The organism is Streptomyces sp. BV286 (genome assembly GCF_019090165.1).
Classification (GTDB): Bacteria; Actinomycetota; Actinomycetes; order Streptomycetales; family Streptomycetaceae; genus Streptomyces.
Map to the genome: position 1 here is coordinate 1 of NZ_JAHRIB010000210.1, position 25,086 is coordinate 25,086.

General features: G+C 68.5%; 27 protein-coding genes, 3 pseudogenes and 1 riboswitch. Of the genes and pseudogenes, 17 read left to right on the forward strand and 13 right to left on the reverse strand.

From position 1 onward, the window contains the following. The coding region (locus tag KUF83_RS39650) for a DUF4232 domain-containing protein (RefSeq protein ID WP_217457938.1) at positions 1–504 on the forward strand (504 nt) is incomplete at its 5' end. Between the two features lie 495 nt (positions 505–999). Here KUF83_RS39650 and KUF83_RS39655 read toward each other — a convergent pair. Beyond that, on the reverse strand, positions 1,000–1,449 hold the full coding sequence (locus KUF83_RS39655; RefSeq protein ID WP_217459968.1) for a DUF5707 domain-containing protein: 450 nt from the start codon (positions 1,447–1,449) through the stop codon (positions 1,000–1,002). 286 nt (positions 1,450–1,735) lie between these two features. On the opposite strand from KUF83_RS39655, the gene KUF83_RS39660 reads away from it, so the two are divergent. From KUF83_RS39660 to KUF83_RS39670, 3 genes are read left to right on the forward strand one after another with little or no spacing between them, the layout of a single operon-like run. Continuing rightward, complete coding sequence (locus KUF83_RS39660; RefSeq protein ID WP_217459969.1) at positions 1,736–4,123, forward strand: histidine kinase; 2,388 nt, start codon at positions 1,736–1,738, stop codon at positions 4,121–4,123. Then, positions 4,120–4,800: a response regulator transcription factor gene (locus tag KUF83_RS39665; RefSeq protein WP_217459970.1), complete on the forward strand. Its 681-nt coding sequence runs from the start codon at positions 4,120–4,122 to the stop codon at positions 4,798–4,800. Before KUF83_RS39660 ends, KUF83_RS39665 begins: the two co-directional genes overlap by 4 nt. A gap of 44 nt (positions 4,801–4,844) precedes the next feature. Beyond that, positions 4,845–5,168 carry an SCO4225 family membrane protein gene (locus KUF83_RS39670; RefSeq protein WP_217459971.1) on the forward strand — a complete coding sequence of 108 codons (324 nt, stop codon included), beginning with the start codon at positions 4,845–4,847 and terminating at the stop codon, positions 5,166–5,168. A 300-nt stretch (positions 5,169–5,468) separates the two neighbouring features. Here KUF83_RS39670 and KUF83_RS39675 read toward each other — a convergent pair whose 3' ends face one another. The 5 genes from KUF83_RS39675 to KUF83_RS42435 all read right to left on the reverse strand — a co-directional run bounded on the left by KUF83_RS39675 (position 5,469) and on the right by KUF83_RS42435 (position 10,131). Beyond that, positions 5,469–6,308 carry a bifunctional 5,10-methylenetetrahydrofolate dehydrogenase/5,10-methenyltetrahydrofolate cyclohydrolase gene (locus tag KUF83_RS39675; RefSeq protein ID WP_302828607.1) on the reverse strand — a complete coding sequence of 280 codons (840 nt, stop codon included), beginning with the start codon at positions 6,306–6,308 and terminating at the stop codon, positions 5,469–5,471. Positions 6,309–6,351: 43 nt separating this feature from the next. After that, positions 6,352–6,437: riboswitch (ZMP/ZTP riboswitch) on the reverse strand. Between the two features lie 417 nt (positions 6,438–6,854). Continuing rightward, the gene (locus tag KUF83_RS39680; RefSeq protein WP_217459973.1) at positions 6,855–7,445 is read right to left on the reverse strand and encodes a TetR/AcrR family transcriptional regulator; all 591 of its coding nucleotides are present in this window, start codon (positions 7,443–7,445) and stop codon (positions 6,855–6,857) included. A 295-nt stretch (positions 7,446–7,740) separates the two neighbouring features. Beyond that, entirely contained in the window at positions 7,741–8,556 is an 816-nt protein-coding gene (locus tag KUF83_RS39685) for an oxidoreductase (protein ID WP_217459974.1), read from the reverse strand. A gap of 129 nt (positions 8,557–8,685) precedes the next feature. Continuing rightward, positions 8,686–9,501 carry an oxidoreductase gene (locus tag KUF83_RS39690; protein ID WP_217459975.1) on the reverse strand — a complete coding sequence of 272 codons (816 nt, stop codon included), beginning with the start codon at positions 9,499–9,501 and terminating at the stop codon, positions 8,686–8,688. Between the two features lie 204 nt (positions 9,502–9,705). After that, positions 9,706–10,131 carry a transposase gene (locus KUF83_RS42435; protein WP_374106250.1) on the reverse strand — a complete coding sequence of 142 codons (426 nt, stop codon included), beginning with the start codon at positions 10,129–10,131 and terminating at the stop codon, positions 9,706–9,708. A gap of 404 nt (positions 10,132–10,535) precedes the next feature. Here KUF83_RS42435 and KUF83_RS42440 point away from each other — a divergent pair, with 404 nt between their 5' ends. From KUF83_RS42440 to KUF83_RS39715, 4 genes are all read left to right on the forward strand, one after another. Further along, positions 10,536–11,177, forward strand: coding sequence for a DUF6233 domain-containing protein (locus KUF83_RS42440; RefSeq protein WP_254645069.1), 642 nt, complete (start codon positions 10,536–10,538; stop codon positions 11,175–11,177). After that, positions 11,125–11,331 carry a hypothetical protein gene (locus tag KUF83_RS39705; protein WP_217459976.1) on the forward strand — a complete coding sequence of 69 codons (207 nt, stop codon included), beginning with the start codon at positions 11,125–11,127 and terminating at the stop codon, positions 11,329–11,331. The genes KUF83_RS42440 and KUF83_RS39705 overlap by 53 nt, the downstream gene beginning before the upstream one ends. Beyond that, a complete protein-coding gene (locus KUF83_RS39710; RefSeq protein WP_217459977.1) occupies positions 11,328–11,711 on the forward strand; it encodes a hypothetical protein in 384 nt (127 codons plus the stop codon). The genes KUF83_RS39705 and KUF83_RS39710 overlap by 4 nt, the downstream gene beginning before the upstream one ends. Before the next feature lie 316 nt (positions 11,712–12,027). Beyond that, on the forward strand, positions 12,028–12,447 hold the full coding sequence (locus KUF83_RS39715; protein WP_302828608.1) for an FKBP-type peptidyl-prolyl cis-trans isomerase: 420 nt from the start codon (positions 12,028–12,030) through the stop codon (positions 12,445–12,447). A 115-nt stretch (positions 12,448–12,562) separates the two neighbouring features. Here KUF83_RS39715 and KUF83_RS39720 read toward each other — a convergent pair whose 3' ends face one another. The 4 genes from KUF83_RS39720 to KUF83_RS39735 all read right to left on the reverse strand — a co-directional run bounded on the left by KUF83_RS39720 (position 12,563) and on the right by KUF83_RS39735 (position 14,192). Then, positions 12,563–12,739 (reverse strand): transposase, encoded by a 177-nt coding sequence (locus tag KUF83_RS39720; RefSeq protein WP_217459978.1) that lies wholly within the window; start codon positions 12,737–12,739, stop codon positions 12,563–12,565. 256 nt (positions 12,740–12,995) lie between these two features. Then, positions 12,996–13,190 carry a hypothetical protein gene (locus KUF83_RS39725; protein WP_217459979.1) on the reverse strand — a complete coding sequence of 65 codons (195 nt, stop codon included), beginning with the start codon at positions 13,188–13,190 and terminating at the stop codon, positions 12,996–12,998. A gap of 279 nt (positions 13,191–13,469) precedes the next feature. Then, a complete protein-coding gene (locus KUF83_RS39730; protein ID WP_217459980.1) occupies positions 13,470–13,643 on the reverse strand; it encodes a hypothetical protein in 174 nt (57 codons plus the stop codon). A 135-nt stretch (positions 13,644–13,778) separates the two neighbouring features. After that, positions 13,779–14,192 (reverse strand): DUF6086 family protein, encoded by a 414-nt coding sequence (locus KUF83_RS39735; RefSeq protein ID WP_308403378.1) that lies wholly within the window; start codon positions 14,190–14,192, stop codon positions 13,779–13,781. A gap of 310 nt (positions 14,193–14,502) precedes the next feature. On the opposite strand from KUF83_RS39735, the gene KUF83_RS39740 reads away from it, so the two are divergent. From KUF83_RS39740 to KUF83_RS39745, 3 genes are all read left to right on the forward strand, one after another. Beyond that, on the forward strand, positions 14,503–16,089 hold the full coding sequence (locus KUF83_RS39740) for an oxidoreductase (RefSeq protein ID WP_217459981.1): 1,587 nt from the start codon (positions 14,503–14,505) through the stop codon (positions 16,087–16,089). A gap of 218 nt (positions 16,090–16,307) precedes the next feature. Then, complete coding sequence (locus KUF83_RS42445) at positions 16,308–16,511, forward strand: hypothetical protein (RefSeq protein ID WP_254645070.1); 204 nt, start codon at positions 16,308–16,310, stop codon at positions 16,509–16,511. Next, positions 16,493–17,167 carry a hypothetical protein gene (locus KUF83_RS39745; protein ID WP_254645071.1) on the forward strand — a complete coding sequence of 225 codons (675 nt, stop codon included), beginning with the start codon at positions 16,493–16,495 and terminating at the stop codon, positions 17,165–17,167. The genes KUF83_RS42445 and KUF83_RS39745 overlap by 19 nt, the downstream gene beginning before the upstream one ends. 65 nt (positions 17,168–17,232) lie before the next feature. On the opposite strand, the gene KUF83_RS39750 is transcribed toward KUF83_RS39745, so the two are convergent. Further along, on the reverse strand, positions 17,233–17,739 hold the full coding sequence (locus KUF83_RS39750) for a TetR-like C-terminal domain-containing protein (protein ID WP_217459982.1): 507 nt from the start codon (positions 17,737–17,739) through the stop codon (positions 17,233–17,235). A 135-nt stretch (positions 17,740–17,874) separates the two neighbouring features. Then, positions 17,875–18,120, reverse strand: coding sequence for a DUF5133 domain-containing protein (locus tag KUF83_RS39755; protein ID WP_217459983.1), 246 nt, complete (start codon positions 18,118–18,120; stop codon positions 17,875–17,877). A gap of 514 nt (positions 18,121–18,634) precedes the next feature. Between KUF83_RS39755 and KUF83_RS39760 the strand changes: the two genes are divergently transcribed. Both KUF83_RS39760 and KUF83_RS39765 read left to right on the forward strand, forming a co-directional pair. After that, positions 18,635–18,991, forward strand: a complete 357-nt coding sequence (locus KUF83_RS39760) for a hypothetical protein (RefSeq protein ID WP_217459984.1) — start codon at positions 18,635–18,637, stop codon at positions 18,989–18,991. Between the two features lie 304 nt (positions 18,992–19,295). Beyond that, positions 19,296–20,267: pseudogene (locus KUF83_RS39765) on the forward strand (IS110 family transposase). Between the two features lie 9 nt (positions 20,268–20,276). On the opposite strand, the gene KUF83_RS39770 reads toward KUF83_RS39765, so the two are convergent. Continuing rightward, positions 20,277–20,714, reverse strand: coding sequence for a VOC family protein (locus tag KUF83_RS39770; RefSeq protein ID WP_217459985.1), 438 nt, complete (start codon positions 20,712–20,714; stop codon positions 20,277–20,279). Between the two features lie 243 nt (positions 20,715–20,957). Here KUF83_RS39770 and KUF83_RS39775 point away from each other — a divergent pair. From KUF83_RS39775 to KUF83_RS39790, 4 genes and pseudogenes are all read left to right on the forward strand, one after another. Continuing rightward, positions 20,958–22,341: pseudogene (locus tag KUF83_RS39775) on the forward strand (IS1380 family transposase). 174 nt (positions 22,342–22,515) lie between these two features. Then, positions 22,516–23,505, forward strand: a complete 990-nt coding sequence (locus KUF83_RS39780; RefSeq protein ID WP_254645072.1) for a threonine/serine dehydratase — start codon at positions 22,516–22,518, stop codon at positions 23,503–23,505. A 207-nt stretch (positions 23,506–23,712) separates the two neighbouring features. Beyond that, positions 23,713–24,043, forward strand: a pseudogene (locus KUF83_RS39785) (non-reducing end alpha-L-arabinofuranosidase family hydrolase); the annotation flags it as partial. Positions 24,044–24,349: 306 nt separating this feature from the next. Next, positions 24,350–24,955: a dihydrofolate reductase family protein gene (locus tag KUF83_RS39790; RefSeq protein WP_217459986.1), complete on the forward strand. Its 606-nt coding sequence runs from the start codon at positions 24,350–24,352 to the stop codon at positions 24,953–24,955. Positions 24,956–25,086: the final 131 nt, after the last annotated feature.

Below are 25,086 nucleotides of genomic sequence, written 5' to 3' on the forward strand. Positions count from 1 at the left end.
GCCGCCCGCTCCACCCGCCTCGCCCTGGCCGTGGCCGCCGCGGCCGCCCTGGCCGCCACCGCAACCCCGGCCGCCACCGCCGACAGCGCAAACACCGCCACGCGGGCCTGTGCCACCAACGACCTGACCTTCAAGATCACCTCGAAGACACAGGCGGGCGGCTACCTCCTCGTCACCGCCAAGGCCAAGTCCGGCATCACCTGCTCCCTGCAGGGCGTCTTCCCCTCCGCGTCCTTCGGCTCCGCCGCAGACACAGAGCTGCGGCCCGCCGAACACAGCGTCAGCGACGACGTCGTCCTCTCCGGCTCCACCGCCGCCTACGCCGGCATCAACCCCAAGTCCACCAACAACGACAACGGCAGGCTGTTCGACAAGCTCCACCTCTCCGTCGCAGGTGACGTGGACAACTTCGTCACCCTCAACCTCCCCCACACCGTCCAGGTCGACCGCCCCCTCGCCACCAACTGGCACGCCGACCCCGCCGACGCCGTCCCCTACAGCTGACCCCACGACAAACGCCTCCACAGCGCCCGTCGACAACAGCGCCGCCCGCCCCCTGTCCAGGTGGCGGGCGACAGACAACCGACCAAAGAGACTCCGTCCGGCGAAACTCCACTCGCCGGGATGGGGACTCCTCTTCGCCTTGCACGGTGTGCATCTCGGCCGGGCAGCCGCGTACGAGGTCCTGACCGGCATCACCTCACCCGCCAAGGCCGAACCACAATGGATGGCGTGGCCGTTGTCCCTGACAGGCTGGGCCGCCATCCCCGCCATCCCCGCCATCCCCGCCTTCATCGGCGGCACCGTCGGCTACCGGCGCCTGAAAGCCGAGCCGACCACCCTGTCCGCACCTCACCCAGCCCCGCGAAGAAGCGGCCCTCACGGCAGCGCCCACTGCGCCCCCGCCCCGGCTGGACGCTCACTGATCGTGTCGCCGCCGGCTCTTCACCGCGCACCGCCACATCGACGAGGTCCGCCCCGGGGCGTTCGGCCGGCGTGTCAGCGTGTGACGTCGAACGTGGCGGCGCGGGGAACGGACGTCGTGTCCCCGTCCTTGGCCGTCGCCAGTGCCGAGACGTACCAGGTGCCCTTGGCCAGGTCGGCCGCCTCCCGCTTCGTGACCTTCAGTGTGTAGGTGCAGCGGCTGGTCTCGTCCGAGGTGCTCCGGCACTTGGCGCTTTCCACCTCGCGAAGTTGCGCCTCGGTCGGGTCGAGCTTCGAACTCGCGGGCCAGACGACGACCTTGAGGCCCCTGATGCCCGAGTCGTCGCTCACGTCCACGGTGTAGACGAGCGAGCCCTCGCTGCCGTCGGACGGAGCCGTGTAGCGAGCCGAGCCGTGCTCCAGGGTCGGCTCCGTGGGTGCCGAGGCCAGGGCGAGGCCGCCGGCGGCCACTCCGCCGAGGGCGACGGCACCGATGAGCGACGAGAGGAGAATGCGCTTGGACATGGGAGATCCCCTTGAATTCGTTGGAGTCTGGAATGTCGGGCCGGATATGCGGACGATCGCGGAAGAGCCGCTGGTGGAGCCGGTCTTGGAAGTGGTCGTAGCAGCGGTGGCCGACCGCGTTCTCGATGTGATCGACACTAGGGCCGGGAGCATGGCGCCGTCCTCGCGCTGCGGGACGATTGGCGCGTCGAACCACAGGTAGAGACTCTGCAACCCAGGTAAGAGACCGGAATCCCCCTCCAGCCGGAGTCGGGCCGCCCACCTGGGGTCATAGCCTTGATCCGCTATGAATCGAACCGACGACCGGCTGTTCCCGGTCCTGCTGATCTGCGTCCAGGCCGTGGTGTGGCCCGGGGCGCCACTGGTGCGCGGGGCCGTCCCGGCCCCCACCCTGGCCTCCCTTCTCGTGTCGGCCCTGGTCGCCACAGTGGTGACGGCCGCGCTCGCTCTGCGCCGAACTCGCCCGGTGGCCGCCCTCGTCGTGGTCGCCGCCGCCTGCATGCTGGGTACCGGGCCGCTGCCCGCGGAGGCAATGGCGGTGCTGGGGACCGCGGGTGTCGCGCTGGCTCTGTTCAGCGTGGCGAGCGAACGCGACACCTTCACCGCCGTGCTGTGCGTGGTGGCGCTTGCCGTCTACCAACTCCTACTGGGCAACAGGCTGCACGGGCTCAACGACCGCGACGGGCTCGACCTCGTCCTGACCGCTGTGCTGTACGCCGCCGTGTGCGGCGCCGGCCTGCTCGTACGGCGGACCCGTCGCGCCCGGCGAAATGCCGAGCGCAGGCTGCAGCGGGCCGAATCCGAGCGCCATCGGCTGCCGGCGGTTGAACGGCGCCGTATGGAACGGGAGTTGCACGACGTCAGCGCCCACCATCTGACGGCTGTGGTGGTCACGGCGGGTGCGGCCCTCGGGTTGCGCGAGCGCCGTCCCGAACTGGCCGATCAGGCACTGGAGTTCGCGGTCGGGACCGGCCGCGAGGTGACCCGCGCGCTCGGTGCGGTACGAGCGCCGGCGCCCTCCCGCGGGGATGTGCCGCCACCGGAGGAACGGCTGCTCGACCTCGTCGCCGGGTTCCGTCGCCTGGACCAGGAGGTGGACTGCGAGATCGACTCCCTGCCGGACGGCGCCGTCGCGGAGGCGGCGTACGGCATCGTGCGCGAGGCGCTGACCAACGTGGCACGGTATGCCCCCGGTGCGCATACGAGGGTGCTGTGCCGGTACGGCGACACCCGCACCGACGTCGTGGTGACGAGCACGCCCCCGCCTGCCGGTGCGGTGGCGCACGGTGCGGGTCTCGGCGGCGGCCGCGGGCAGGGCTTCCTGCGCTCCCGGGCACGGGAGGCGGGCGGCACGGTGCACAGCGGCCCGACGGCGGAGGGCGGTTGGGAGGTACGGGCGGAACTGCCGGGCCGGACGACCACGGCGGTGGAGCCATCGGCACCGAGGGCCTACCGCGTGGCGCAGGTAGTGGTGGCGGCGGGCCTGGTCCTGCAGCCGCTGCTCCCCGCGCTGGCCGTCAGGGCCGAGGACACGTCGAGCGCGTCACAGGTATCCGCGGGCGCCTTCTTCGCCCTGCTGGCGACGGGCCAGGCGGTGGCCCTGCTGTGGCTACGGAAAGCGCCCCGGACGGCGTTCGGGATGCTGCTGGGGCTGGCGCTGTTGTGGCCGGTGGCGATGGAGGCGGGCAACTACAGCGGGCCTGTCCTCCTCCCGCCCGCGCTGAGCCTGTTCGCCACGTGCGCGGCCCTCGCGATGGAACCGACCCGAACCGCGACGCCACGAAAGGGGCGGGAAGCCGTATCGAAAGGCGGCTTCGCCCAGAGAGTGGTCCCCCATGGGCCGGGGAGCGACCAGCCTCCACCGGCCGGCGGCCACGTCACGACCGTTCTGCTCACAGTGCTGGTGCACGCCGCGACCGCCACCATCGCGGTTCTGGACCGAGGGACGGCTGTTCCCCTCTGGATGGTCATCGCCGCAACCACGGTCGGCGCAGCCCTCGCAGGCACCGCGGCTCACCTGACCAGACGCCTGCGCACCCGGCGCCGGCAAGCCGACCTCCGCGCCCACGACGAACGGCTCGCCGCTTGGACCGAGGAGGCCGTCCGCGACGCCTGGACCGAGCGCCGCCGCATCGCCGCCGGCCTCGAAACCACGGTTCTGGCCCGCACCGCCGACATGGTCACCGAGGCAGAGGCAGGCCGACTCGACGCGACAGCGAGCCGCGCCCGCGAGGCCCTGGCCGCGATGCGCGCCCTGCTCGACACCGTCCGGGAGGGCGAAACAGGGCACGAACTACGGCCGCAGCCCACCCTCCAGGCGCTCGACCTGCTCGCCCACCAACTCCGGGCCACCGGCCGCGACATCGAGATACGGCTGACCGACCGCGTACCGGAACGGCTGCCCACCGCCGTCGACCTGGCCGCCTACCACGCCGCCGAGACGGTACTCACGGCCGGCGGCGAAGAGCCTGCGATGCTCGAATTCGACTCGGACGGCGCTATGTTGACGCTCACGGCCACCGGGGTGCCCCGCGCCGCCGACTCCGCCGTGCGCCAGCGGCTGACCACGCGGGTCGTGACGCTCGGCGGCACCCTGACCACCGGACCGCAGGGGACGGTCAGCCTCCGGCTGCCACTCACCGTCGCACCGGACAACGAGGAGAGACATCAATGAGCCTCAACGTGCTGGTCGTCGACGACCAGGGCATCGTACGGGCGGGCTTCGCCGCCGTGATCGACGCCGAGGAGGACATGACGGTCGTCGGCGAGGCCGCCGACGGCGCCGTCGCGGTGCGCCTCGCCGAAGAACTGGCTCCCGACGTGGTCGTCATGGACGTACGCATGCCTGTGCTCGACGGCATCGCCGCCACCCGCATCATCACCGGACGCCAAAGCGCGCCCCGGGTCCTCGTCCTCACCACCTTCGACCTCGACGCGTACGTCTTCGACGCTCTGCGCGCCGGCGCCTCGGGCTTCCTCCTCAAGGACGTGCACCCCTCCCAACTACTGCAGGGCATCCGCGAGGTGGCGGCCGGCGAGAGCGTACTCGCGCCGTCCGCGACCCGCCGCCTCATCAGCCACTACGCGTCCGGACCACCCGCCGCGGCCCCGGCCGGGAGCGCCCCCGAACTGGACAGCCTGACCAGCAGCCAGCGGGGCGTCCTCACCCTGATCGCGGCCGGACTCACCAACACGGAGATCGCCGAGCAACTCGGCATCACCGTAGGCACCGTGAAGTCCCACGTGAACGCGCTGCTCCGCAAGCTCGGCCTGCGCGACCGCGTACAGGCGACGATCCTCGCGTACGACCTCGGCCTCGCCCGCCCGAACCCGCCCGGCACCCACCTCTGACCACCGCGACCGACCGTCCATACGCAACCACGGAGTCCAACCCCATGACCGGCACCGATACCGATTCCGGCCGACCCCTCCCCCGCCGGCTGCTCGACCACGTCGGCGTCGCCGCCCTCGTCTACCTCGGCGTCTGCGCCTCCCTGCTCGTGTGGGCACTGGTGGTGAGCGCCAGAGAAACCACGGACGCGTCCATGGCCGGCGTCATCCCGTTCCTTGCCACCGCTCCCGCCAGCTTCGCATTCCTCATGTTGCCGGCCAACAGCGTCGTGTTCTTCACCGCCATCGCTGTCGGGGCAGCGGTCAACGCCGCGATCATCAGCTGGTGCACCCGCGCACTGCGCCGCGGCGGTCACCCGGACCGATAGGACTCCGACAAGCCTGTCCGGAGGCTGAGGGCCGGCCGGACCGGGACTAACAACAGGTGGTGCAGACGCCGGTCCAGCACCTCAGCAAGTTCAACTACGGCCGCGAGCACTGCATCGGAGCCATGGCCGCCCGGCCCTATCTCACCCTTGGCTTTGACCGTGAATGCTGGGCTCTGGCACAGATCTTGGGGAGCGGTGGCGGAGCGTCACGGGAGCAGCCTCATCTTGTCGAACAGCTCGCACAGAGTCCGTTTCCAAAGAATTGCCGTTGGGCCAGTGGACGGGCCGCGGGTCCAGGGCTCAGGGGTGCTGGAGTACGAGCTGGTTCGCGGCGGCTGCGACGGTCTGTGCAAGCAGGACGGCGATGGTCATCGGCCCGACGCCGCCGGGCACCGGAGTAATCAGACGAGCGCGGGTGAGGGCGGTGTCGAAGTCGACGTCACCGACGTTGCCGGGGTTGTAACCGGCGTCGATCACCACCGCGCCGGGTTTGATGTCCTCACCACGGATCAGCCGGGGCTGTCCCACAGCCGCGACCAAAACATCCGCTTCCCGGACGATCTCCGACAGGTCCGTCGTACGGGAGTGGCAGTAGGTCAGTGTTGCGTCCCTGGCGAGCAGCAGCATCCCCACCGGCTTGCCGAGGATCGCGCTGCGCCCCACTACGACGGCGTGCTTGCCTGCGAGGTCGACGTTGTACTCCTCCAGCAGTCGCATGATCCCGCCCGGAGTGCACGAGGCGAAGCCTGGAAGCGCGAAGCTCATCGCAGCGAAGGAACGCATCGTGACCCCGTCGACATCCTTCTCCGGGGCAATGGCCTCGAATGCCGCCCGCTCGTCGATATGCGGGCCGCACGGATGTTGGAGCAGGATGCCGTGCACGTCCGGATCGTCGGACAGCTCGGCGAGTGTGTCGATGAGCTCGGCGGTCGTGGTGGTGGCGGGCAGAGCGATGTGTCGGGACTGGATACCGGCCTTTGCGCACCGCGCCCGTTTCATGCGGACATAGGTGACGGATGCGGGGTCCTCGCCCACCAACACCGTTGCCAGGCAGGGACTGGTTCCCGTGCGGCGGGCCATTTCCGCCGCCTTGGCAGCGGTCTCTTCGACGAGGCGTTTGGCGAGGCTGGTGCCGTCCATGAGCTGTGCCGTATGGGACATCGTGGCTCTCCAGGCGTTGCTGACCACTCGCCCAGGCGCACGGCATCGACGTCTCGTCAGACCGCTCCCCGGTGGTGCTCCACCTCAGCGCCAGTCACGGCCTACGCGCCACTGTAGTGGACACTCACGGTCCTCTCGGTCGGTGTTCCCGATGAGAGGCTCGCGGTGCGAGCAGTTCGTGGACCAGGGCGTGTGCGGCCTTCTTGCGCTGGGCCCGTCGGCCGTCAAACGCCGGTCCGACGCGCGCCAAGTCGGCGTTCGACGCCTCAACATCCCCTCGTGTAGACGGCGTTGGTGCATTCAGGCACTCGCGGTGGGAGGCGACGCAGGTTTCCACGGCCCGGCCGATGCCCTGCCATAGGCGGAACCGGTCGGCGACCTGGATCGCGCTGAGGGCTCCGAGCCGTGCGCCCTCGGCGTTGGCACCCGCACGGGCCCGGCAGATGATCGAGTGCCAACTGGAGAAAGCCTGACGGCATCGGGCTGCACCCTCCCATAGTCACAGCCCGCGGGGGGTGCGGTGTGTCAGACGCGCTGCCCGGCGTCGAGCAGGGCGAGGGCGTTGCTTACCCCCTGATCGAGGAGTTCATGGGCGAGTTGGCTATCGGTCAAGGCACGGGCAAGCTGCAGCGTCCCGGCCATCAGGCCGAGGAGGCTGAGCGCTTTCACGCGTGCGGAGGACGGGGCCTCGGGCGCCATGCGGGCGGCGATGCCGTCGATGAGGACCAGCACGCCGTCGGAGTACGCCTGCCTGGTTGCGTCGGTGCAGCGCCCGATCTCGTCGAGCAGAGCAGCGTTGGGGCAGCCGTCACCAAGATTGTCGCGGTGCAGGGGCGACAGGTATGCGCGCACGATCTGCTCCAGTCCGGCTCGGCCAGGGGCAGCCTGCGCGACGACGCTCTCGGCCTGTACCTTCAACTGGTCGGCGATTGCCGTGGCGACGAGGTCGTCCTTGGATTCGAAGTGCGCGTAGAAGGCCCCGTTGGTCAGCCCTGCGTCCTTCATGAGCGTCGAGACGCCGGAGCCGTCGATACCGTCTTGCTTGAACCGGCGGCCCGCAGTCTCGATGATCCGCCGCCTCGTCTCCGACTTGTGCTCTTTTCCGTACCGCACCACAGCACACACTCCTTCGCGGGCCGGAAGGACCGGCTGCCCTTCACCTGTTTCGCCAGTCTATGATATTGCGAACGTACTCCAAAGAGTCGACAGCGGCGGCCGGCTTCTCGTCGTCTGTTTCCCTGTGCCGCTTACCAGAGCGCCGGCTTCGAGCCGGTCACCCCCGCGACGCTGAATCCCTGCGCCAACGAGGCACCGCCACCGCCTTGAGCGCCGTCGCACTCGGCCTGACGGTGGCCTGCCGCTGTTCAGCGTCTGAAGCGGGGTTCCCGCCGACCGCCCGTCCCGCGCGTCCTCAGTTCGGCATCCGGTTGAACCTGCGGATGATGCGGTCGAAGATCCGGGCCGGAAGGACGCGGTGGAGCACGCTGATGCTGGCGGCCGTCGAGCCGGCGGTGCGCCGCAGTTTCGGGTTCTTGTCGGTGGCCGCCGCGACGATCACCTTGGCCACGGTTGCGGGATCGTCGCCGCCGCTGGTGTTTTTCGCCAGCACCTCGTCGAAGGTGCGCCGTCCCGACGCATAGAGCGGCAAGGGGGTGTCGCCCTGCACGCTGTGATCCCCGAACGGAGTGTTGATCGGGCCGGGCTCGACGAGCAGGATCCGGACGCCGTGCTCGCGGACCTCGTGGTCCAGCGACCCGGAATAGCCCTCGATCGCGTGCTTGGTCGAGGTGTAGATGGCCATGAACGGGCTGGGGACGAACCCGCTGAGGGAGGAGACGTTGATGACGCGTCCGCGCCGCTGAGTGCGCATGTGCGGCAGAACCGCCTTGGTCATCCGCATGATGCCGTAGACGTTGACGTCGAAGACGTCCTGCGTCCGGGCGACGGAGAACTCCTCGGCGGCGCCGTTGGCACCGACGCCGGCGTTGTTGACGAGGACGTCGATGTGCCCGAACCGGTCGATCACCTTCTTGACCACGGAGGCGACCGATTCGTCGCTGGTCACGTCGAGGTCGAGGTAGGTCACCCCGGTGGGTGCGGTGACCCGCGCGGTGTTGCGAGCGGTTCCGATCACCTCGAAGCCTGCCGCGGCGAAGGCGCGGGCCGTCTCCTTGCCGATCCCCGATGAGGCACCCGTCACGAGCGCCACCGGTTGGGTTGTCGCCATCACGGTCTCCCTTGGTTTTGAAGTACGTCCGCACGTCTTACGTTCATACGGCTATCTGGTGGTCGTTGGCCGATGGCGCGTGGTCGCGTCCGGTGACTCGATGCAGGGCTAGAGCCCCGCCCCTTCGGCTCAGCCGGCAAGTTTGTTGGCCTTGCGGATCTGGCCGTCGAAGACCCCGGCGGGAAGGATGCGGTGCGCCGCGCTGAGAAGCCGGGCGCTCCGGCCGGCCGTGTACCGCGCCTTCGGCTTGGAGTCGGTGGCGGCCGTGACGATTGTCTTCGCGACGGTGGTGGGATCGTCGCCGTCCTCGTTGACCGCCGACGCCACCTGGTCGGCGATCCGCCGCTGCTCCGCGTAGATGTGCATGGGCAGGTCGGGCTCGACGGTGTTCGCCTCGAACGAGGATTTGGTACCGCCCGGCTGGACGATAAGGGCCCGGACCCCGTGTTCGCGGATCTCGTGGTCCAGGGACTCGGTGTACCCCTCGAGCGCGTGCTTGGACGCCGAGTAGGTGGCCATGTAGGGCGCGGGGAGGAACCCGAGGACGGACGAGATGTTGATGATGCGCCCGCTCCCCTGGGCGCGCATGTGCGGGAGAACGGCCTTGGTCATGCGCATCACACCGAAGACGTTGATGTTGAAGAGACGCTGGGCCTGCGCGAGAGAGTTTTCCTCGGCGGCGCCCGAGGAGCCGATGCCCGCGTTGTTGACCAGGACGTCGATCCGCCCGAACCGCTCGATCACCTCCTCGACCGCAGCAGCGACCGAATCGTCGCTGCCCACGTCGAGGGCGAGGAACGTCACGCCGTCGCGGCGGTCGGCTCCCGACGTCTTCCGGCTCGTCCCCACCGTCTCGAAACCCGCCGTGACGAGCGCAAGGGCGGCCGCCTTTCCGATACCGGCGGACGCACCTGTCACGAGTGCCACCGGCCGAATTGTCGCCATCACGAGCTCCTCTAGTTTTGAAGTATGATCGTATACCTTACGTTCATACGACCATAGAATGGTCATCACTCGATGGCAAGTGGTCGCGTCCGGTGATTCGAGAAGCACCCGAGAAACGTGGGGGTGCAGTACGGGGAGGCCCACGAGCACCAGGCCATCGCCCTCAGCACGACCGGCGCCGCCCGCTAGGAGTTGTCTTCAACGTCACGCCCACGTCAGCAGCGACGCGAGGGTGACGGCTGCCTGGTAGCACTCGGCGGTCTTGTCGTAGCGGGTTGCGATGCCTCGCCACTGCTTCAGACGGTTGAAGCAGCGTTCGACCACGTTGCGCCGTTTGTAGAGGTGTTTGTCGAAGGCTGGCGGGCGTCCGCCTCGATGCCGGTTGCGGATCTGGTCGGCCCGCTCGGGGACGGTGTGGCCGATGCCTCGCCACCTGAACCAGGTCCGAATAGCCCTGGAGCTGTAGCCCTTGTCGCCGAGGACTTGGGTGGGCCGCACCCGGGGGCGTTCTGGGCCTGCGCGGGGCACCCGTATCGCGGGCAGGGCGCGTGGAACGACGGGGCGGGGGTCGATGCCGCGGGCCCGGCAGGCGGCCAGCCGTCCGGCTTTGCCGCCGAGCAGACGCTGCACGGTGGCCGGCGGGACGGCGGGACGGCGGGACGGCGGCGAGCGGATCGACGCAGTGCACGCCGTACTCCCGCAGTGCCGCAGCCTGTTTCGGGCCGATGCCGTGCAGGGACTCCACCGGCAGCGAACCCAGCCAGTTGACGACCTGGTCGCGGTCGACGGCGAGCACACCTCCGGGGGCGGTGATCTGGCCGGAGGCGGTGGCAGCGACCGTGACCGTCGGGCCGATCCCGACCCGTACGTCGGTGCCCAGGCGGGACAGCCTGCGCACCCGCAGCATCTCCCCCAGACGCCGGGCACCGGGCACCGGTGCCGCGATTGTTCGCACTGCAGGTCTGGCATGCCACGTGGCTGCAGCGCATCGACGACATGATCGCCGCCCTCCAGCAGCGGGAAGCCGAGCAAGAATGCGGGCGGCCGAGACGGCCCGCCGAGCCGGAGTGGCTCGTCGCACTCGGCATCAGCGACGGCCGCCACCCATCGAGGTCCATACGGGCAGCCGCTACGCCGCGGGCAAACGACGCCGCCCGATGAACCGTGACGAGGCCCGCCAGCTCCTCACGTCAGGAGTACGGGCGTGCAGCCATTGCCCAGCCCCCGGACGCACACAAGCGGGCTCACCAGCAGAGCTGGCCGCAGGCCATCGCAGGTTCCTCCGTACGGCATGGACCCGAGGCGGACGGAAGGACGAGGGCGGCGCGACTTTCGCCGTCAGGGGCCAGCGGGCACGGACTCGGGGAGCGCGCCCGGTGCGGCCTGAAGCAGGCGCAGCCCCGCGCCGGCGCCGATCCACTCGAACGCTTCTGGCGTTCTACAACAGTGAAGGGGATTCACAGGTCAGGGGCCTGTCACGGCTGTGCGAGCCCGGCGGCCCGGGGCGTGCAGGGCGTGCAGGGCGTGGGGCAGAGGGCGTAGGGGGCGCTGGAAACCGCTTCCACGGCGATCTTCGACGACGGCAGGTACCTCATCCGGTACCGGACGGGGTACCTTGGGTCTATGCCTGCACTCAATGTGGAATTCAGCGAAGAAGAGATGGCGCGGCTGCGTGAACGGGCGGCTCTGACGGGTCGGAGTCTGAAGCAGCACGTGCATGATGTGACGGTGGAGGAGGCTGACAGGCTCGCCTTCGTAGAAGGTGCCGTTGCGGAAGCGGCACGGGTACTGCCCGGCATTGAGGCTCGCTTCCCTGTGGGACAGCGGTGAGCTCGATCATCCGCGTCGATGTCGGCTGGGTCCTGCAGATCCAGTCGGCGATCTCCCCGCTGAACGTGCCCATCGCGGACTGGGGCGCGCTGGGGTTCATGGCCGACCGGCACACCTTCGAGCGCGAGCGCGGCGTCCTGTACTACGAGGAGCCCGCTTCCCGGGCCGCGACCTTCCTGCACACCGCACTGCTGCTGCGTCCCTTCACCGACTACAACCTCGTCATCGGATGGGCCTGCGCCAGCCAGTACATGCACCTCTCCGGCCAGCCTCTCCAGGCCAAGGACGACGAACTGTACGAACTCGCCCAGGCCGTCCGCGCCCAGGAAGCCGACCTGCGTGCCATCGCGCAGCGCTTGGAGTCCTGGCGCAGCGGGTGACTCTGGTTCGCCACGGTTACCGATGTGCTGCTGCCGCCAACGGCGGCCTGTCTGTCCCCACGTAGCTCCCTGCACAGCAGCAAACAGCCAGTACAGCCCACACAATCTCCGGCACCGGACACCCGACTCCACGTAGACCTCGCCCACGGAACAGACCAACCGTTCAGCGCAGGCGAGCAACGCTGGTAGGGGCTGGTCAGGTTCAGGCAGGGGTGGCGTGTGGGCATTGCCGGTAGCGTGATCGTCTGCCGCATGGAGGGTCCATGTGTCCGGCCGGCCCGTGCGAGGGATTCCGGTGGCGAGCGATGGGACCGTGATGAGCGAACTGACGAAGCCCCGAATCGAGGTTCCAGAGGGTGGTGCGCCAGCCGAGCTGACGATCCGGGACCTTGTGATCGGGGATGGAGCCGAGGCACAGCCGGGGCGGGTCGTCCGGGTTCACTATGTGGGTGTGACGTTCGCATCCGGCAGAGAATTCGACTCCTCCTGGGAGGAGGACCGGCCATTCAAGTTCGCCGTGGGCGGTGGCAGGGCCATCAAAGGCTGGGACCGAGGTGTGAGGGGAATGAAGGTCGGCGGCCGACGCCAGATCATCGTTCCCCCGCGTCTCGGCTACGGAAGGCAGTCGCCGTCTCCCTTGATCCCGGCAGGCTCGACGCTGATCTTCGTCGTGGACCTTCTTTCGGTCGTGGGCGGGCCCGCCGGAACGAGCCCGGGCTCGACTGGCTCGGCCTGAGCCCGACGCCTCCGAGGAACACGGGAAACCCCGTCGTTGCCAGGTACTTGTTGCCAAGGGACTCGCGGACCGTCACGAAAGCTCTTGGAACGGACCGAGACCCGTTCAGGTCGGCCTAGAGTCGATGCTCCGAAGCACGTGGCAACGCCCGCCATGCGCAGCCGCTGACCAGGACGTAGACGATCGCGGCAAACACCGCCTCATCATCGATGTTCGCGACCTCGCCGCCCTCCGGACGCACCCGCACCGACGACAGTAACGGCCTCGCCAGCTCCCACAAGCCGTCCGGCACGATCCATCCCCACCGTCAACTCCTCATACCCGGCACAACCGCCAACTGACCATGTATGACACGGTCTTATCGGGAATCCGGGCGGGATTCTCACGGAAGGCAGCTGCGTTTCGGCACGTCGGCGCAGTGCGTGACGGTTCTGCGGGTGTTCACTGCCGCAGGGCCCGAACCGCGTCCAGGTGACGGTCGACCTGTACAAGATCCCACCGCTGCAGGAGCGAGAGGCGATCGGGCCGTCGGCAGGAACAGCTCACCGCTACAGGTCGTCCTCCGCCTCCTGGGCGGGGGGCTCCTGCCACGTCAGGGTGTCCAGCGGCCGCGTCATGAACCGGGTCGGGCGCGGCGCGGGCCTCATCACGGCGGATGCCTCGTCGCTGAAAAGGGCGGCGGGCTTGCCCGACGTGCGGGCGGGCACGGACGTTGCCGTGCGTGACTCGTTCGCGGTGGTCATCTGATCCCCCTGGTTCGTCGCGGGCCATGCCCGCTGAAGGCCGACACACGGCCGACTGCGAAAGCGTACCTAAACCCGCCTCTGCGGCCAGAGGAGTTTCCCTCGAGCCGCTCCCGCACGACAGACTTCTCTCACGCCTGACCGGCCAGGCGGCCCGCCACCCCGAACAGCAGCCATCCCTGCTCACGTCCGCCGCTGACGCTGCACGTGCAATGCTGCCGGACCCGGTGATGACACGCTTCGAAAGTGGCCCTGGCCGCGGTCTCGTGATGCGACCGGTCAGTGGTGACGCTCTTCAAGGATGTTGTTGTCCTCATCGGAGAGCTCGAGGCTGTGCTGCCAGCCGAGCCTGGCGAGGAGCCTCGTCAGGTCATCGATCCACTGAGGGGCGATGACGCCGTTGATCAAGGTCGTCCCGTCGTCGGTCTTGTCGCTGGCTGTAGCTGCCCCCACCGGTCAGCGCGCCTTGCCAAGTTGAGGCGAAGAGGTACTCATCACAGGAATCCAACAGTGGACGCTGCAGGCTCCTAAGGCAGGCCGAATCCCGGTTCTCTCTGACTATGGCCTTGTCTGCAAGCCGGGTGGGGCTCAGGACGCCATGTGTCGGACGAGCTCCCGTGACTTCTGCTGCAGTGCGGCTGTCCACTCCTTCGCATGGGGATCCGAAGCCGTCTTGAGATAGTGCCTCTCGGCGCGCTTGGCCGCCTGCCAGCTCACCTCGATGTTCGCTATCTCAGCCAAGGCCAGCACCGTGGCAACGAACCCTTCGGACATTGTGGCCATGACCGCGTGCCTGGTATTGCTATGCCAGGTGAGCAGGGCGTCGACAAACGTTGCGAAGGCGATGGGGTCGATCTGACACTCATCCGCTTCCATGGGGCCGATGCCGGATGGCAGCCCCACTTCGGCTTGATAGACGGTGACCTGGCTCATGAACAGCCGGGACGCCCCGTTGGACGGGTTCCACAGGGTTCGGTCGCCCACGTCGTAGTACTGGCTCACGTCAGCCTCTCACTGCTGGTCATCGGAGGTCGACATTACGGTCAGTCAGCCCTCCACGGAAAGTGAGCCAGAACCCTGGATCCGACACCGCTTGTCGCTCAGAGCCGAGAACGCCTCGTCTCGCCGCAGGGCGATGTCTGTGAGCTCTGGCAACACCCGGGATCTCACGGCTGGCCTATCGGAGTGCTTGCCTGCACGGTATAGGGACGCTGGTGGGCGGGCGTCGGCAGGCTCATGGCTGCCTCGTCTGCGGGGCCGGGGTTCATCCGGACTTGTCGTGGACGGGCCCGAACCGGAAAGATCGTCGATCATGCGTCTCGACGAACTCAACGCTGGTGAACGCCAGTTGTGGAACTCCTTCGCCCAAGGCGGCGCTGTCGACGTCCGCGACGCCCCGGAATCGGGGGAACCCGCGGTGCGGGCCGAGGTCATTGCGACGCTGCTACTGGGTGCCGGTGGCGATCCCGCCCCGGGCGACCGCCCGGCACTGTGCCTGACCGGCGCCCGCATCACGGGCAGGCTGGATCTGCAATTCGCCGAGATCCCCGTGCCGGTCGTCCTGGACGAATGTCGCTTCGACGAAGTGCCTCTGCTCCGGGGCGCGAGAGTCCGCGAGCTGGCCCTGACCGGATGCGTGCTGCCAGGTCTCGCCGCTGACACAGCCCAGATCGACGGCCGGCTGGTGCTGTCCCGCTGCCACCTGACCGGGCCCCTCGTACTCACCCGTACCCAGATCCACAGCGACCTGGACCTCCGGGACACAGTGATCACCGCAGCCGGGACCGAGGCGATATCCGCTGTCCGCCTCATCGCGGGCGGCGACATTCTGTGCACCAACCTGGTGGTCCGGGGAGCATTCCGCTGCTCCGGCGCCGTCGTCTCCGGCGAGTTCGACCTGGAGGGTGCTTCCTTGCACAACCCCGACGGCCACGCCCTGGACGCCTACCACGTCCAGGTCACCGAGGACTTCACCTTTCACCCGGGCTTCAGCGCCGAAGGGCGGATCATCCTCTCCGGTGCCACGGTCGCGGCGGCGATCGGATTCTGTGGGGCTCGGCTGAACAACGCCGGCGACGTAGCGCTGGAGGCCGTTGACGTCACCGTCGCCCGCAACTTCGACCTCGGCCAGGGGCTCCGCGTAAACGGCGGCATCAGGCTCGACGGCAGCAGCATCGGCACGCAGCTCAGCTTCCGTGATGCCACGCTGGCGAATCCCGGCGGGACCGCCCTGTCCCTGCGGCTGGCTCAGGCCCGGGAAACCGATCTGCGCACCCAGCAGCCGATCGCCGGCACCGTCGACGCGAACAACGCTCATCTGGGCTCCCTGTACGACACCCCCGGCACCTGGCCCGCCGACCTCCGGCTGACCGAGACCACCTACGACGCCCTCGCCACCCCCCTGTCGGCCGCAGAACGGCTTGGCTGGCTCCGGCGCAGCACCGACGCCTACCTCCCTCAGCCGTACGAGCAGCTCGCAGGCGCCTACAGACGGCTCGGACACGAGGACGAAGCGCGCACGGTGCTCCTCGCCAAGCAACGCCATCGCCGGGCCATGCTCCCCCTGCATACCCGCGTCTGGGGTTACATCCAGGACGCGACCGTCGGCTACGGCTACCGGCCACTCCGCGCCGGCCTCTGGCTCACCGCTCTGCTCGCCTGCGGCGCACTCTTCTTCGGGGCCCACCCTCCCGCACCTCTCGAAGTGGAGAAGGCGCCGCCATTCAACGCCGTCGTCTACACGCTCGACCTGCTCGTCCCGATCACCGCCTTCGGACAGGACGTCGCTTTCGCACCACGAGGCACTGGGCAATGGCTCGCCTACGCGCTGACCGCTGCCGGGTGGATCCTGGCCACGACCGTCGCTGCTGGCATCTCACGGGCGATCAACCGCCAGTAGCGAACCAACAGCCACGACGTGACTCGGTATTCACGCTCAGAGCGTTGCCAGTTCTCATGGAGATTTTCGGGCCCGCCCCCGGCAGTCACGGACCTGGCCAGAGAAGACGGAAGAACTCCCTTGAAGGTCAAGTTCCCGCCCGAAAGTAGCAACGACATCGACTCTGGCTACACCGCAGCGCCCGATGGCCGTGACCGCCCACCAAGGAGAGCCCGCCCGTGCAGAAGACCGCCCTTGTCCCCTACGCCCGCCTCCCCCGAGCGCACCATGACCGCCACGTCGTGACCAGTACCGTTGACGTCTTCGGCGCCGCCCACTGGCTGCTTGCCGAACGCGCGCCGCAGCCTCGCGGTGATGTTCTGCCCTTCGACGCGTTGGTCGTTTCCATCGACCGGGCGGCAACGTGGAGCTCACCGAGCTGAGCGCCGTGCGGGCCCGCTGGCCGTACCTGGACCGCCTGCCCGACAGCGGGTTCGTCGTCGCCGCGTCTCGTACCCGCCGCTACGAGGACGCGGACCAGGTCCAGATCTTCGACGCGCTCGGCCGTGAGACCTCGTCCTTCTCTGTCGGAGACGCCATCGAGCATCTGCTCGTGGATGAGGCCGGCCACATCTGGGTCGGGCACTTCGACGAGAACCCGGACGGAATCCACCGCTGGAGCGCCACAGTCCGGCACACCTGGACGTCGGACGGCGCCCCCATCCCCGGTCTCTTCGATTGCTACGCCCTGAACGTGTCGGGAACCGTCGCCTGGGCGTGCCCGTACACCGACTTCCCGCTCGTCGAGATACGCCCTGACCGGCCCGAGCGGCCCGTGAGGGTGTGGACGAACCGGGTACGGGGTGCCCGTGCAGTGGCTGTCCACGGCGAGCGGGTCGCCTTCTACGGTGGCTACGGCAAGGAGCAGGACCGGCTCGCTCACGGCGACCTCACCGACACATCCGTCGAGCCGACGGGCGTCGGCGTGCTCACTCTGCCCGATGGCCAGCCGGGCAGGCGCATACCTAACGGGCACCGTGATCCCCGTCGACGGAGGCATCGCCACAACCGCGTAGGCCGCCCAGGCCGTGCATCGTAAATAGATCTTGGCCTACAGGGGGCGAGCAGACATGGTGCGGCATCGAGAAACCGGCCGGTAGGGCATCAACCGGTGGGGGTACCGCTGAGGAGGGGCAGCAGCACCTGGTCCACCGGTCGAGCTATCCCCTCGACGTCGAGAACGGCGTCTAGCAGTTCCTCCTGCAGGACCATCACGCCGGCGGCTGCGGCGATCTCCACCCTGCCCGGCGCCAGCAGGCACTCCACCCTCTCCGCGGTGATCTCGGCACGCTCTTGCGCTCGGCGGAGGCAGGCGGCGATTCCCTCTCGCTGCCCGGCGATGAACCGCTCACGCAGGGTCTCGGCGATCTGCGGATGGAAGGCGGTGGTGGCGGCCAGCACGGCCGAGAAGCGACGCCCCTGGGGCTGCAGACACGCGGAACTGTTGGTCAGCGTGGCGATGAGGTCCTCGCGCAGTGTCCCGGCCGCCGTCGCCTCGGCGCGGACAACTGCCGGGAGCATGAGGCTTTCCAGGGCGTCGGCGACCAGGTCCCCGTGTGAGGACCAGCGGCGGTAGACGGTGGCCTTGGCCACTCCCGCCCGCGCGGACACCGCTCCAGACGTACTCGGCCACGTGGACAAAGCCGAGCACGACCTGCACCGCGATTTGGCACCGGCCGGTCTCGGCCTGGACCAACTCGCAATCCAGCGAGCGGAGCAGCGCCGGGGCCTCAGGCAGCGCCGAGCCTACGCCGCCAGCGTCTCGTCTTCTCGAGTAAGGCTCGTACGGCCCGCTTTGTACTGCTCAAGCAGAGCATCTGCTGCGGGCAGCGCCCGCTCGGCGGTACGGGTTCCGGTCATCACGCACAGCGTGTACGTGGAGTCTTCGAGAGCCCGGCTGGTGCGGCCGGTGGGGCGCACATCGTGTTCGATGCGCGCCTGAGCAAACTGGGCCAGCACCGCACGTAGTTCCTTCTCCGCCGGGCAGATCATGCTGATACCTCTCCCTCAGAGCCTGTCCCGCAGAACGGCTGTCCGCACCGCGGGGAACTGGCTGTACCCATGGCATCTAACGCTGCGCTCACTGCCGGGCAGCGCCAAGCAGACCGTCAAGTGCCCCGTAGCGAAAGGTCTATGCCATCGTGCTCAAGTTCTCTCTGCCCCACCTCTCACAGCAGTGCAATTGCGTCGGCGGCCGAGGTGAGCGCATCGTGCACCCGACAGCCGTCTGCTGGGCGGCCTCGCACTCCCTGCTCAGCGGCCACTACGGGATCGTTGGTCATCACATACCGATGCCCAGGGTGGCCGCAGCTTGCCCGCCGGACCCGCCTCCGACGACGCCGCGTGGAAGGTTCATCGCCCCAGAGTGCACGACGCCGACGCAATACACAGCGCTACCACTCGGGGGACATGACACAGGCTCCGATACCAAGTCGCTCCGCAAGATCGGCAGCGTCACGCCGACGCGGGCATGCCGATCACCACGCGAGTGGTGAAGACTGGAAAGATGCCTCACGACCCCGGCGGACTCCTGTTCGTAGCGCTCGGTCTCGTACTTGTCACCGCTGGCTTCGTCTGGCGGGGACGTGTCCTGCGCCCTCTCTCGGTGAAACGGGCCCAGGCGGCCGTGAGCCGGGACCGTTCCAGAAATCTGCTGCGTTCTGCGGACATGGCGATCGCCGAAGCGCGCCGCCGGGCCGCACGCGGCGAGCCGGCCATCGTCACGGTCGGGGACGTGACCAGGGTGGCGAGCCAGCACTACGGGCACCTCTCCGTGGAGCGCGAAGAGGCAGCAGCCGCCCTCCGCCAGCGCTACGAGGCCGCCAACTGCCGCATGGACTGCATGACCGACGCTTTCAACTGACTGCCTCCTCGCCGAGTACTCGATGCCCGGGGAGCCGAAGCCGTCACCTGATCGGTGGCGACGTTGAAAAAGCTCCCTACGTTGTTCTGCGGGACGTGGTGAGCCCTTCGTATGGTTCATCCACCCAGGGGCGTCGGGGTGTGGCTTTCAAACTTCTGCCACTTGTGGCTTCCATCGATGGGCCGCCCGACGCCCCATGACGACTCGGCTGCCAATTAGGAATTGCGAATGATCGCTACGTAGGGAATCGACAGCGAGGTCGTCCGTGGGAGGCACCAGCAACACCACCGCACAGAGGCACCACATGGCCGCGATCTGGGCTGGCATCGACGCAGGCAAAGCCCACCATCACTGGTCGCGATCGACGAGAGCGGCCGCCGGCTGCTGTCGCGACGCGTCGCTGACGACGAACCCGAACTGCTCGAGCTCCTCGCCGACATCCTGCCCCTGGGGGACGAGGTGACCTGGGGCATCGACCTGGCCGACGGCGGAGCCGCCCTGGCCATCGCGCTCCTGGCCAACCGCGACCAGCCGGTCCACTGCATCTCCGGCCGGGCCATCCACCGCGCTTCCGAGAGCTACCGCGGCGAGGGCAAGACCGACGCGAAGGACCCCGCCGTCATCGCCGACCAGGTCCGCGTCCGCCGCGATCTGCATCCGCTGCGGGCCAGCGACGACACCGTCATCGATCTCAAGATCCTCACCGGCCGCCGCATGGACCTGGTCGCCGACCGCACCCGCACCGTCAACCGCCTCCGTGCCCAGTTCACCGGCATCTCCCCCGGCCTGGAGCGGGCCCTGGACCTCACCAACACCCGGCCCGCTCACCCTGCTGACCAGCTATCAGACCCCCGCGGCTATTCGCCGGATCGGCGTCAAGCGGCTGGAGACCTGACTGCGCAACCGCCACGTCGTCCGCCCCGACCGGCTCGCCGAAACCGCTGTCCAGGCCGCCGAACGGCAGCACACGAGCCTGCCCGGCGAGAAGCTGGCCGGGAACCTGCGCCGCCCGCAGCGATACAACCGCCGCCTCCAACGCGCCTTCTACACCTCGGCGTTGTTCAGTATCCGCCACTGCAAGGAATCCCGGCGCGTCTACGATCGCAAACGTGCTGAGAGCAAGCGTCATACCCAGGCCGTCCTGGCTCTCGCTCGCCGCCGCGTCAACGTCCTCTGGGCCCTTCTGCGCGACGGACGGCGCTACGAGCCAGCTCCGCCGGCAAGGGCTGCCGCACAGGAAGGGACGCGACACGCTGCGCGCGGCCAGTTGGCCTGACCGACCCCGTCAGACCAGGCAAAACTCGTTACCTTCCGGGTCTGCCATCACCACGTGATCCGGCCTGCCCTGCAACTCGTCCTCGCGGACCACGGTCGCGCCCGCAGCTGTCAACCGCTCCACCGCCTCGACCACGCGCGGCCAGCGCATCTCCCACGGGGTTTCACGGCCGCCACCAACTTGCACGTCGATATGCAGCCGGTTCTTCGCCACCTTCGGCTCCGGCACCTTCAGGAAGGACAAGGTGGGGCCCACGCCGTCCGGATCTGAGAGGTACGCCCCGTCATCCCACTCGTCCTCCGGAACCTCATGATGCGAGAACCACTCCTCCCAGCTCCCGAACCCTGCGGGCGCGGGCTTCTCCTCGTAGCCCAATGTCAGCGCCCAGAACGCGGCCAGTTTCGCCGGGTACGCGCAGTCGATCGTCAAGCTCCACTTGGTCGCCATGAGCCCTCCCCAGTCGGATGAACGGACTGTATCGCGCACCTCCGACACCTCCTGCCCGCTACCTCAAGCGTGCGCCGCGGCTTGATGAACGGCATTAGGAATCACTGGCTCGTGGCTTTGGCCTCGCGCCTTCACGAGGCGGGGCGTCCGACGCTTGATCAAATAAGCGGAGAGTGCTCCTGCCCTGCAACGATGGGACTTGTCTAGGGTCCTGTTGGTTGCAGGGAAAGAAGCACTCTCCAGGTGAAGAAGCGTATCGGGTCGTACCCGCGTGTCCGCATCGAGGGCGGCGGCCGGGCGGTGGTCTCGCAGGCCGGGGGCGTGCTGCTGGTCGAGACTGTCCGCAAGGCCGGCTTGGACACCGCGATATCAGCGGCGCCGACGCCGTGGCGGAAAACTCGGGCGGTGCACGATCCGGGCAAGATCCTGCTGAACGTGGCCCTGGCGGTCGCGCTGGGCGGGGACTGCCTAGCGGATGTCGCCACGCTACGGGCCGAGCCGGCCGTGTTCGGGCCGGTGGCCTCCGGCCCGACGGTCTCCCGCCTCATCGACACCCTCGCAGCCTCCTGAGAGAAGGCCCTTGGGGCCATCCGTGCCGCGCGGGATGAAGTCCGCCAGCATGACTGGCGGTTGTCCGGCAGGGAAGCGCCTGATGCGGGCGGGACGGTGACCGTGGACCTCGACGGGGTGCTGGTGATCGCGCACTCGGACAAGGAGGACGCCGCACCCACGTGGAAACGAACCTACGGCCACCACCCGCTGATGGGGTTCGTCGACCACAGGCCAGGCGGCACGGGTGAACCGGTCGCGGCCCTGCTCAGACCAGGCAACGCGGGATCGAACACGGCCACCGAGCACATCACCGCCACCCAACTGGCCTTGGCCCAGCTGCCGAAGAAGTACCGGCGCGGGCGGCGGACCCTGATCCGCACCGACTCCGCGGGCGGCACCCACGACTTCGTCGCCTGGCTCGCTCAGGGGGGGGACGGTAGGGACGGTGGCTGTCCTACTCGGTCGGCATAGTGATCACCGAGGCGATCCGCCAACATGTGCTGAAGGTTCCGGCATCGGCCTGGGCAGCGGCCGTCGAGGCGGACGGCGAGATCCGTGACGGGGCCTGGGCCGCTGAACTCACCGGCGACGTTCTGGACGGCTGCCCCAAGAGCATGCGGCTGATCGTAAGGAAGGAACGACCGCACCCCGGGGCCCAGTTGCGGCTCACGGATGCGGACGGCATGCGGCTGACCTGTTTCGCCACCAACACCCTGGGCCGGCCGATCGCCGGGCTGGAGCTCCGTCACCGGCTGCGGGGCCCGGGCCGAGGACCGCATCCGCGCCGCCCGGTCCACCGGCCTGCGCAAACCTGCCGCTGCACCGCACGGCCCAGTACCGGATCTAGCTGGAGATCGTGCAGATTGCTCTCGACCTGCTGGCCCGGATGCCGATGCTCGCCCTGACCGGCAAGGCCCGTCTCTGGGAGCCCCGCCGACTACGGCTCCGCCTGTTCACCGCGGCCGAACAGCTCGTGACCACCGGCCGTCGGCGAATCCTCCGCCTGGCCCGGCACTGGCCCGGTGACATCTCCGCAGCCCTCGACCGGCTCACCCACCTGCCCGACCCCGGCTGACCAGCGGATTCCCCGTCCCTTCGACAGCAGCTCAACACCCGGAACAGCGGAACCCGGCGCCAGCCCGAGGCGACACTCAGGTTCTTCGGCCTGCACAGCCTCAGCCCACAGCACGAAAACGGTCCGCCGACGGAGTCGGCGGACCGTCACGAAACTCCGACGTTAGGATCTGTCATGACCAAAATGCGTTTGTCTCCTGACGGCATCGAAGAGGCCACTCGGCTCATCGACCCGGCCTTCCTGCGCACACCCCAGTTCCGGGACTCTGCGCTCTCTCGTGCGCTCGGCCGGGACATCGTGGTCAAAGTGGAGACGCTGAATCCGCTCCGTTCCTTCAAGGGCCGGGGAGCGGACCTGTATATGCGGTGGCTGACGGCGGAAAACCATGTCGTCTGCGCCTCCGCCGGGAACTTTGGTCAGGCCGTGGCGTACGCCGGGCGGGCCCGCTCGGTCCCCGTGACGGTGTTCACCGCGCACGACGCCAACCCGAACAAGGTCACCCGGATACGGGAATTGGGTGCCGAGGTCATCCAGTCGGGCGAGGACTTCGACGCAGCCAAGGAGGCAGCCCGCACGTATGCCCGCACCCGCCGGCAATGCATCTTCGTGGAGGACGGCGACGAACCGCTCATCGCCGAGGGCGCCGGTACCATCGCCGTCGAGCTTGCCCCGCTCAGCCTCGACACGCTCCTCGTGCCGGTCGGCAACGGGGCCCTCATCAGCGGCATCGGCTGCTGGACGAAGGCCCGCTCGCCCCGTACCCGGGTCATCGGCGTCTGCGCGGCGGGCGCACCGGCCATGGCCACGAGCTGGCTCACCGGGGAGCCCGAGGCCACCGGGCCGGTGAGCACGATGGCGGACGGGATCGCCGTACGGGTACCCGTGCCGACGGCGGTCGCCTGGATGCGCGAGGTCGTCGACGACGTCCTGCTCGTCGAGGAAGAGGACATCTGCCTCGCCCTGCGGATGGTGCGCGACACCTTGGGGCTCATCCTGGAACCCTCCGGTGCGGTCGGCATTGCCGCCGCCTTGCGGCACGACCTCGGCACCGCCTCGCTGGGCACGATTCTCACCGGGAGTAACTTCTCCGACAGCCTCTTGGAAGAACTCGCCCCGGACCCGGCGCGGGCGGACGGATCCGGTCCCGTCCTCCCCGCCCACTGACCGCCGAGTCGGAGCCCCGGCCGACGCGGCGCCACTCTCAACCTGGCGAGGGAACGACCAAAGCCCGCTGGGTTCAGCCGGACCGCCTACGCACGTCGGGACGGACGTCTCACCACCGACGTGCAAGCGGCTTGCAAGCCCGATGCCGCATTCTCCATACGTGGCCCGATCAGCTGCACCACGCAGCACGCGTCGGACGCACGAAGAACGACGGGAACGAACGGGAGCGCCCTGGGATATGGGCCCAGGGCGAAGGACATGAGCAAAACGATATGCGACGGGGCCAGCGGGGCGTCCCCGGCTACACACAGCACCACGAACTGGTCGGACATGGCGTCCGCGGGCCAGACCGCGGTGGCGCCCACACTGTTCTACCTCGCGCCAAGAACATCTGGGTGCTGGCGTACCAGTGGGGTGACTGGCCTTCATCTACCGTACGTCCAGCGAACCCACCAACCCCAACGGCTGTTCTTCACCGCAGCCGTTGTTCACCGAAAGCATCCCCAACTCCAGCACCGGCCCGATCGACCAGACCCTGAGTCCTTGTGGCGTGATCGCGATAGCGCTCCGTCACGCTCCACGAAAATCCTGCCTGAACCTCGAAAGTGGCCACCACCTGCTCAGGGCGTCCCCGCACGTGCCCGCGGTTCTCCAGCTGTGCAACAGCCTGCCTGGAGCAGGGGCCCGTTCGTCCTCATCCGACTCGGGCCCTCCGAAGCAGTGCCGCTGCGCCGACCTGATCGGCTGCAGCGCCACGGGTTTTCTCGTTTCTCCACAGCGCGGCCGATGAGTTTGTGGCTCTCGGGCAGTCCAAGCTCGTGACACCCTAGGAAAGGACACCGCCATGTCGGAGCTTCTCGTCGACTTCATCACCTCCCTCGACGGCCACGCCTCGGGAGAGGGATGGCCCGGATTCTGGGGCCTCGAGGGCCCGGAGTACCTCGCATGGCTCGGCGCGCAGCCCGAGGCCACCTACCTCATGGGAGCGAACACCTACCGCCTGATGTCGGGCTTCGCCGCAGGCGAGGTCCCCAAGGGCCAAGACGAGTTCAGGCCCGAAGAAGAGGCGTCCGTCGACGAGCTCACCCAAGCGTCCAAGGTGGTGTTCTCCTCCTCACTCGAGGATCCCCTGCCGTGGGCCAACTCCACGCTGGTCCGCGACGACGCTGTCGAGGCGGTCCGCGCCATGAAGTCGAGTGGCTCAGGGCTCCTCAGCACGATCGGCAGCCTCAGCCTGTGCCGGTCCCTGCTACGAGCCGGACTCGTCGACCGCTTCCGGGTCGTGATGTTCCCGGTGATCACCGGGGCCACGGGCGAAGAACGTATCTACGACGGCTATCCGGACGTCGCCCTCGAGATGATCGAGCACCGCACTTTCGACGGCCGCATCCAACTGGTCGAGTACAAGCCTCGCGTGCTCGAACACCCACCGCTCGGCGTCCCTGTGTAACGTCACCCCCGTCCGCCGGTCTGGACGTCCGCCAGGCCGGCGTCGGCGGCTTCGGCCGCTGGGCCCTCACACGCGCTCTTCACTCCCCAATTCCCCACACGCTTCAAGACGCAACGAAGTTGAGGGAGAAC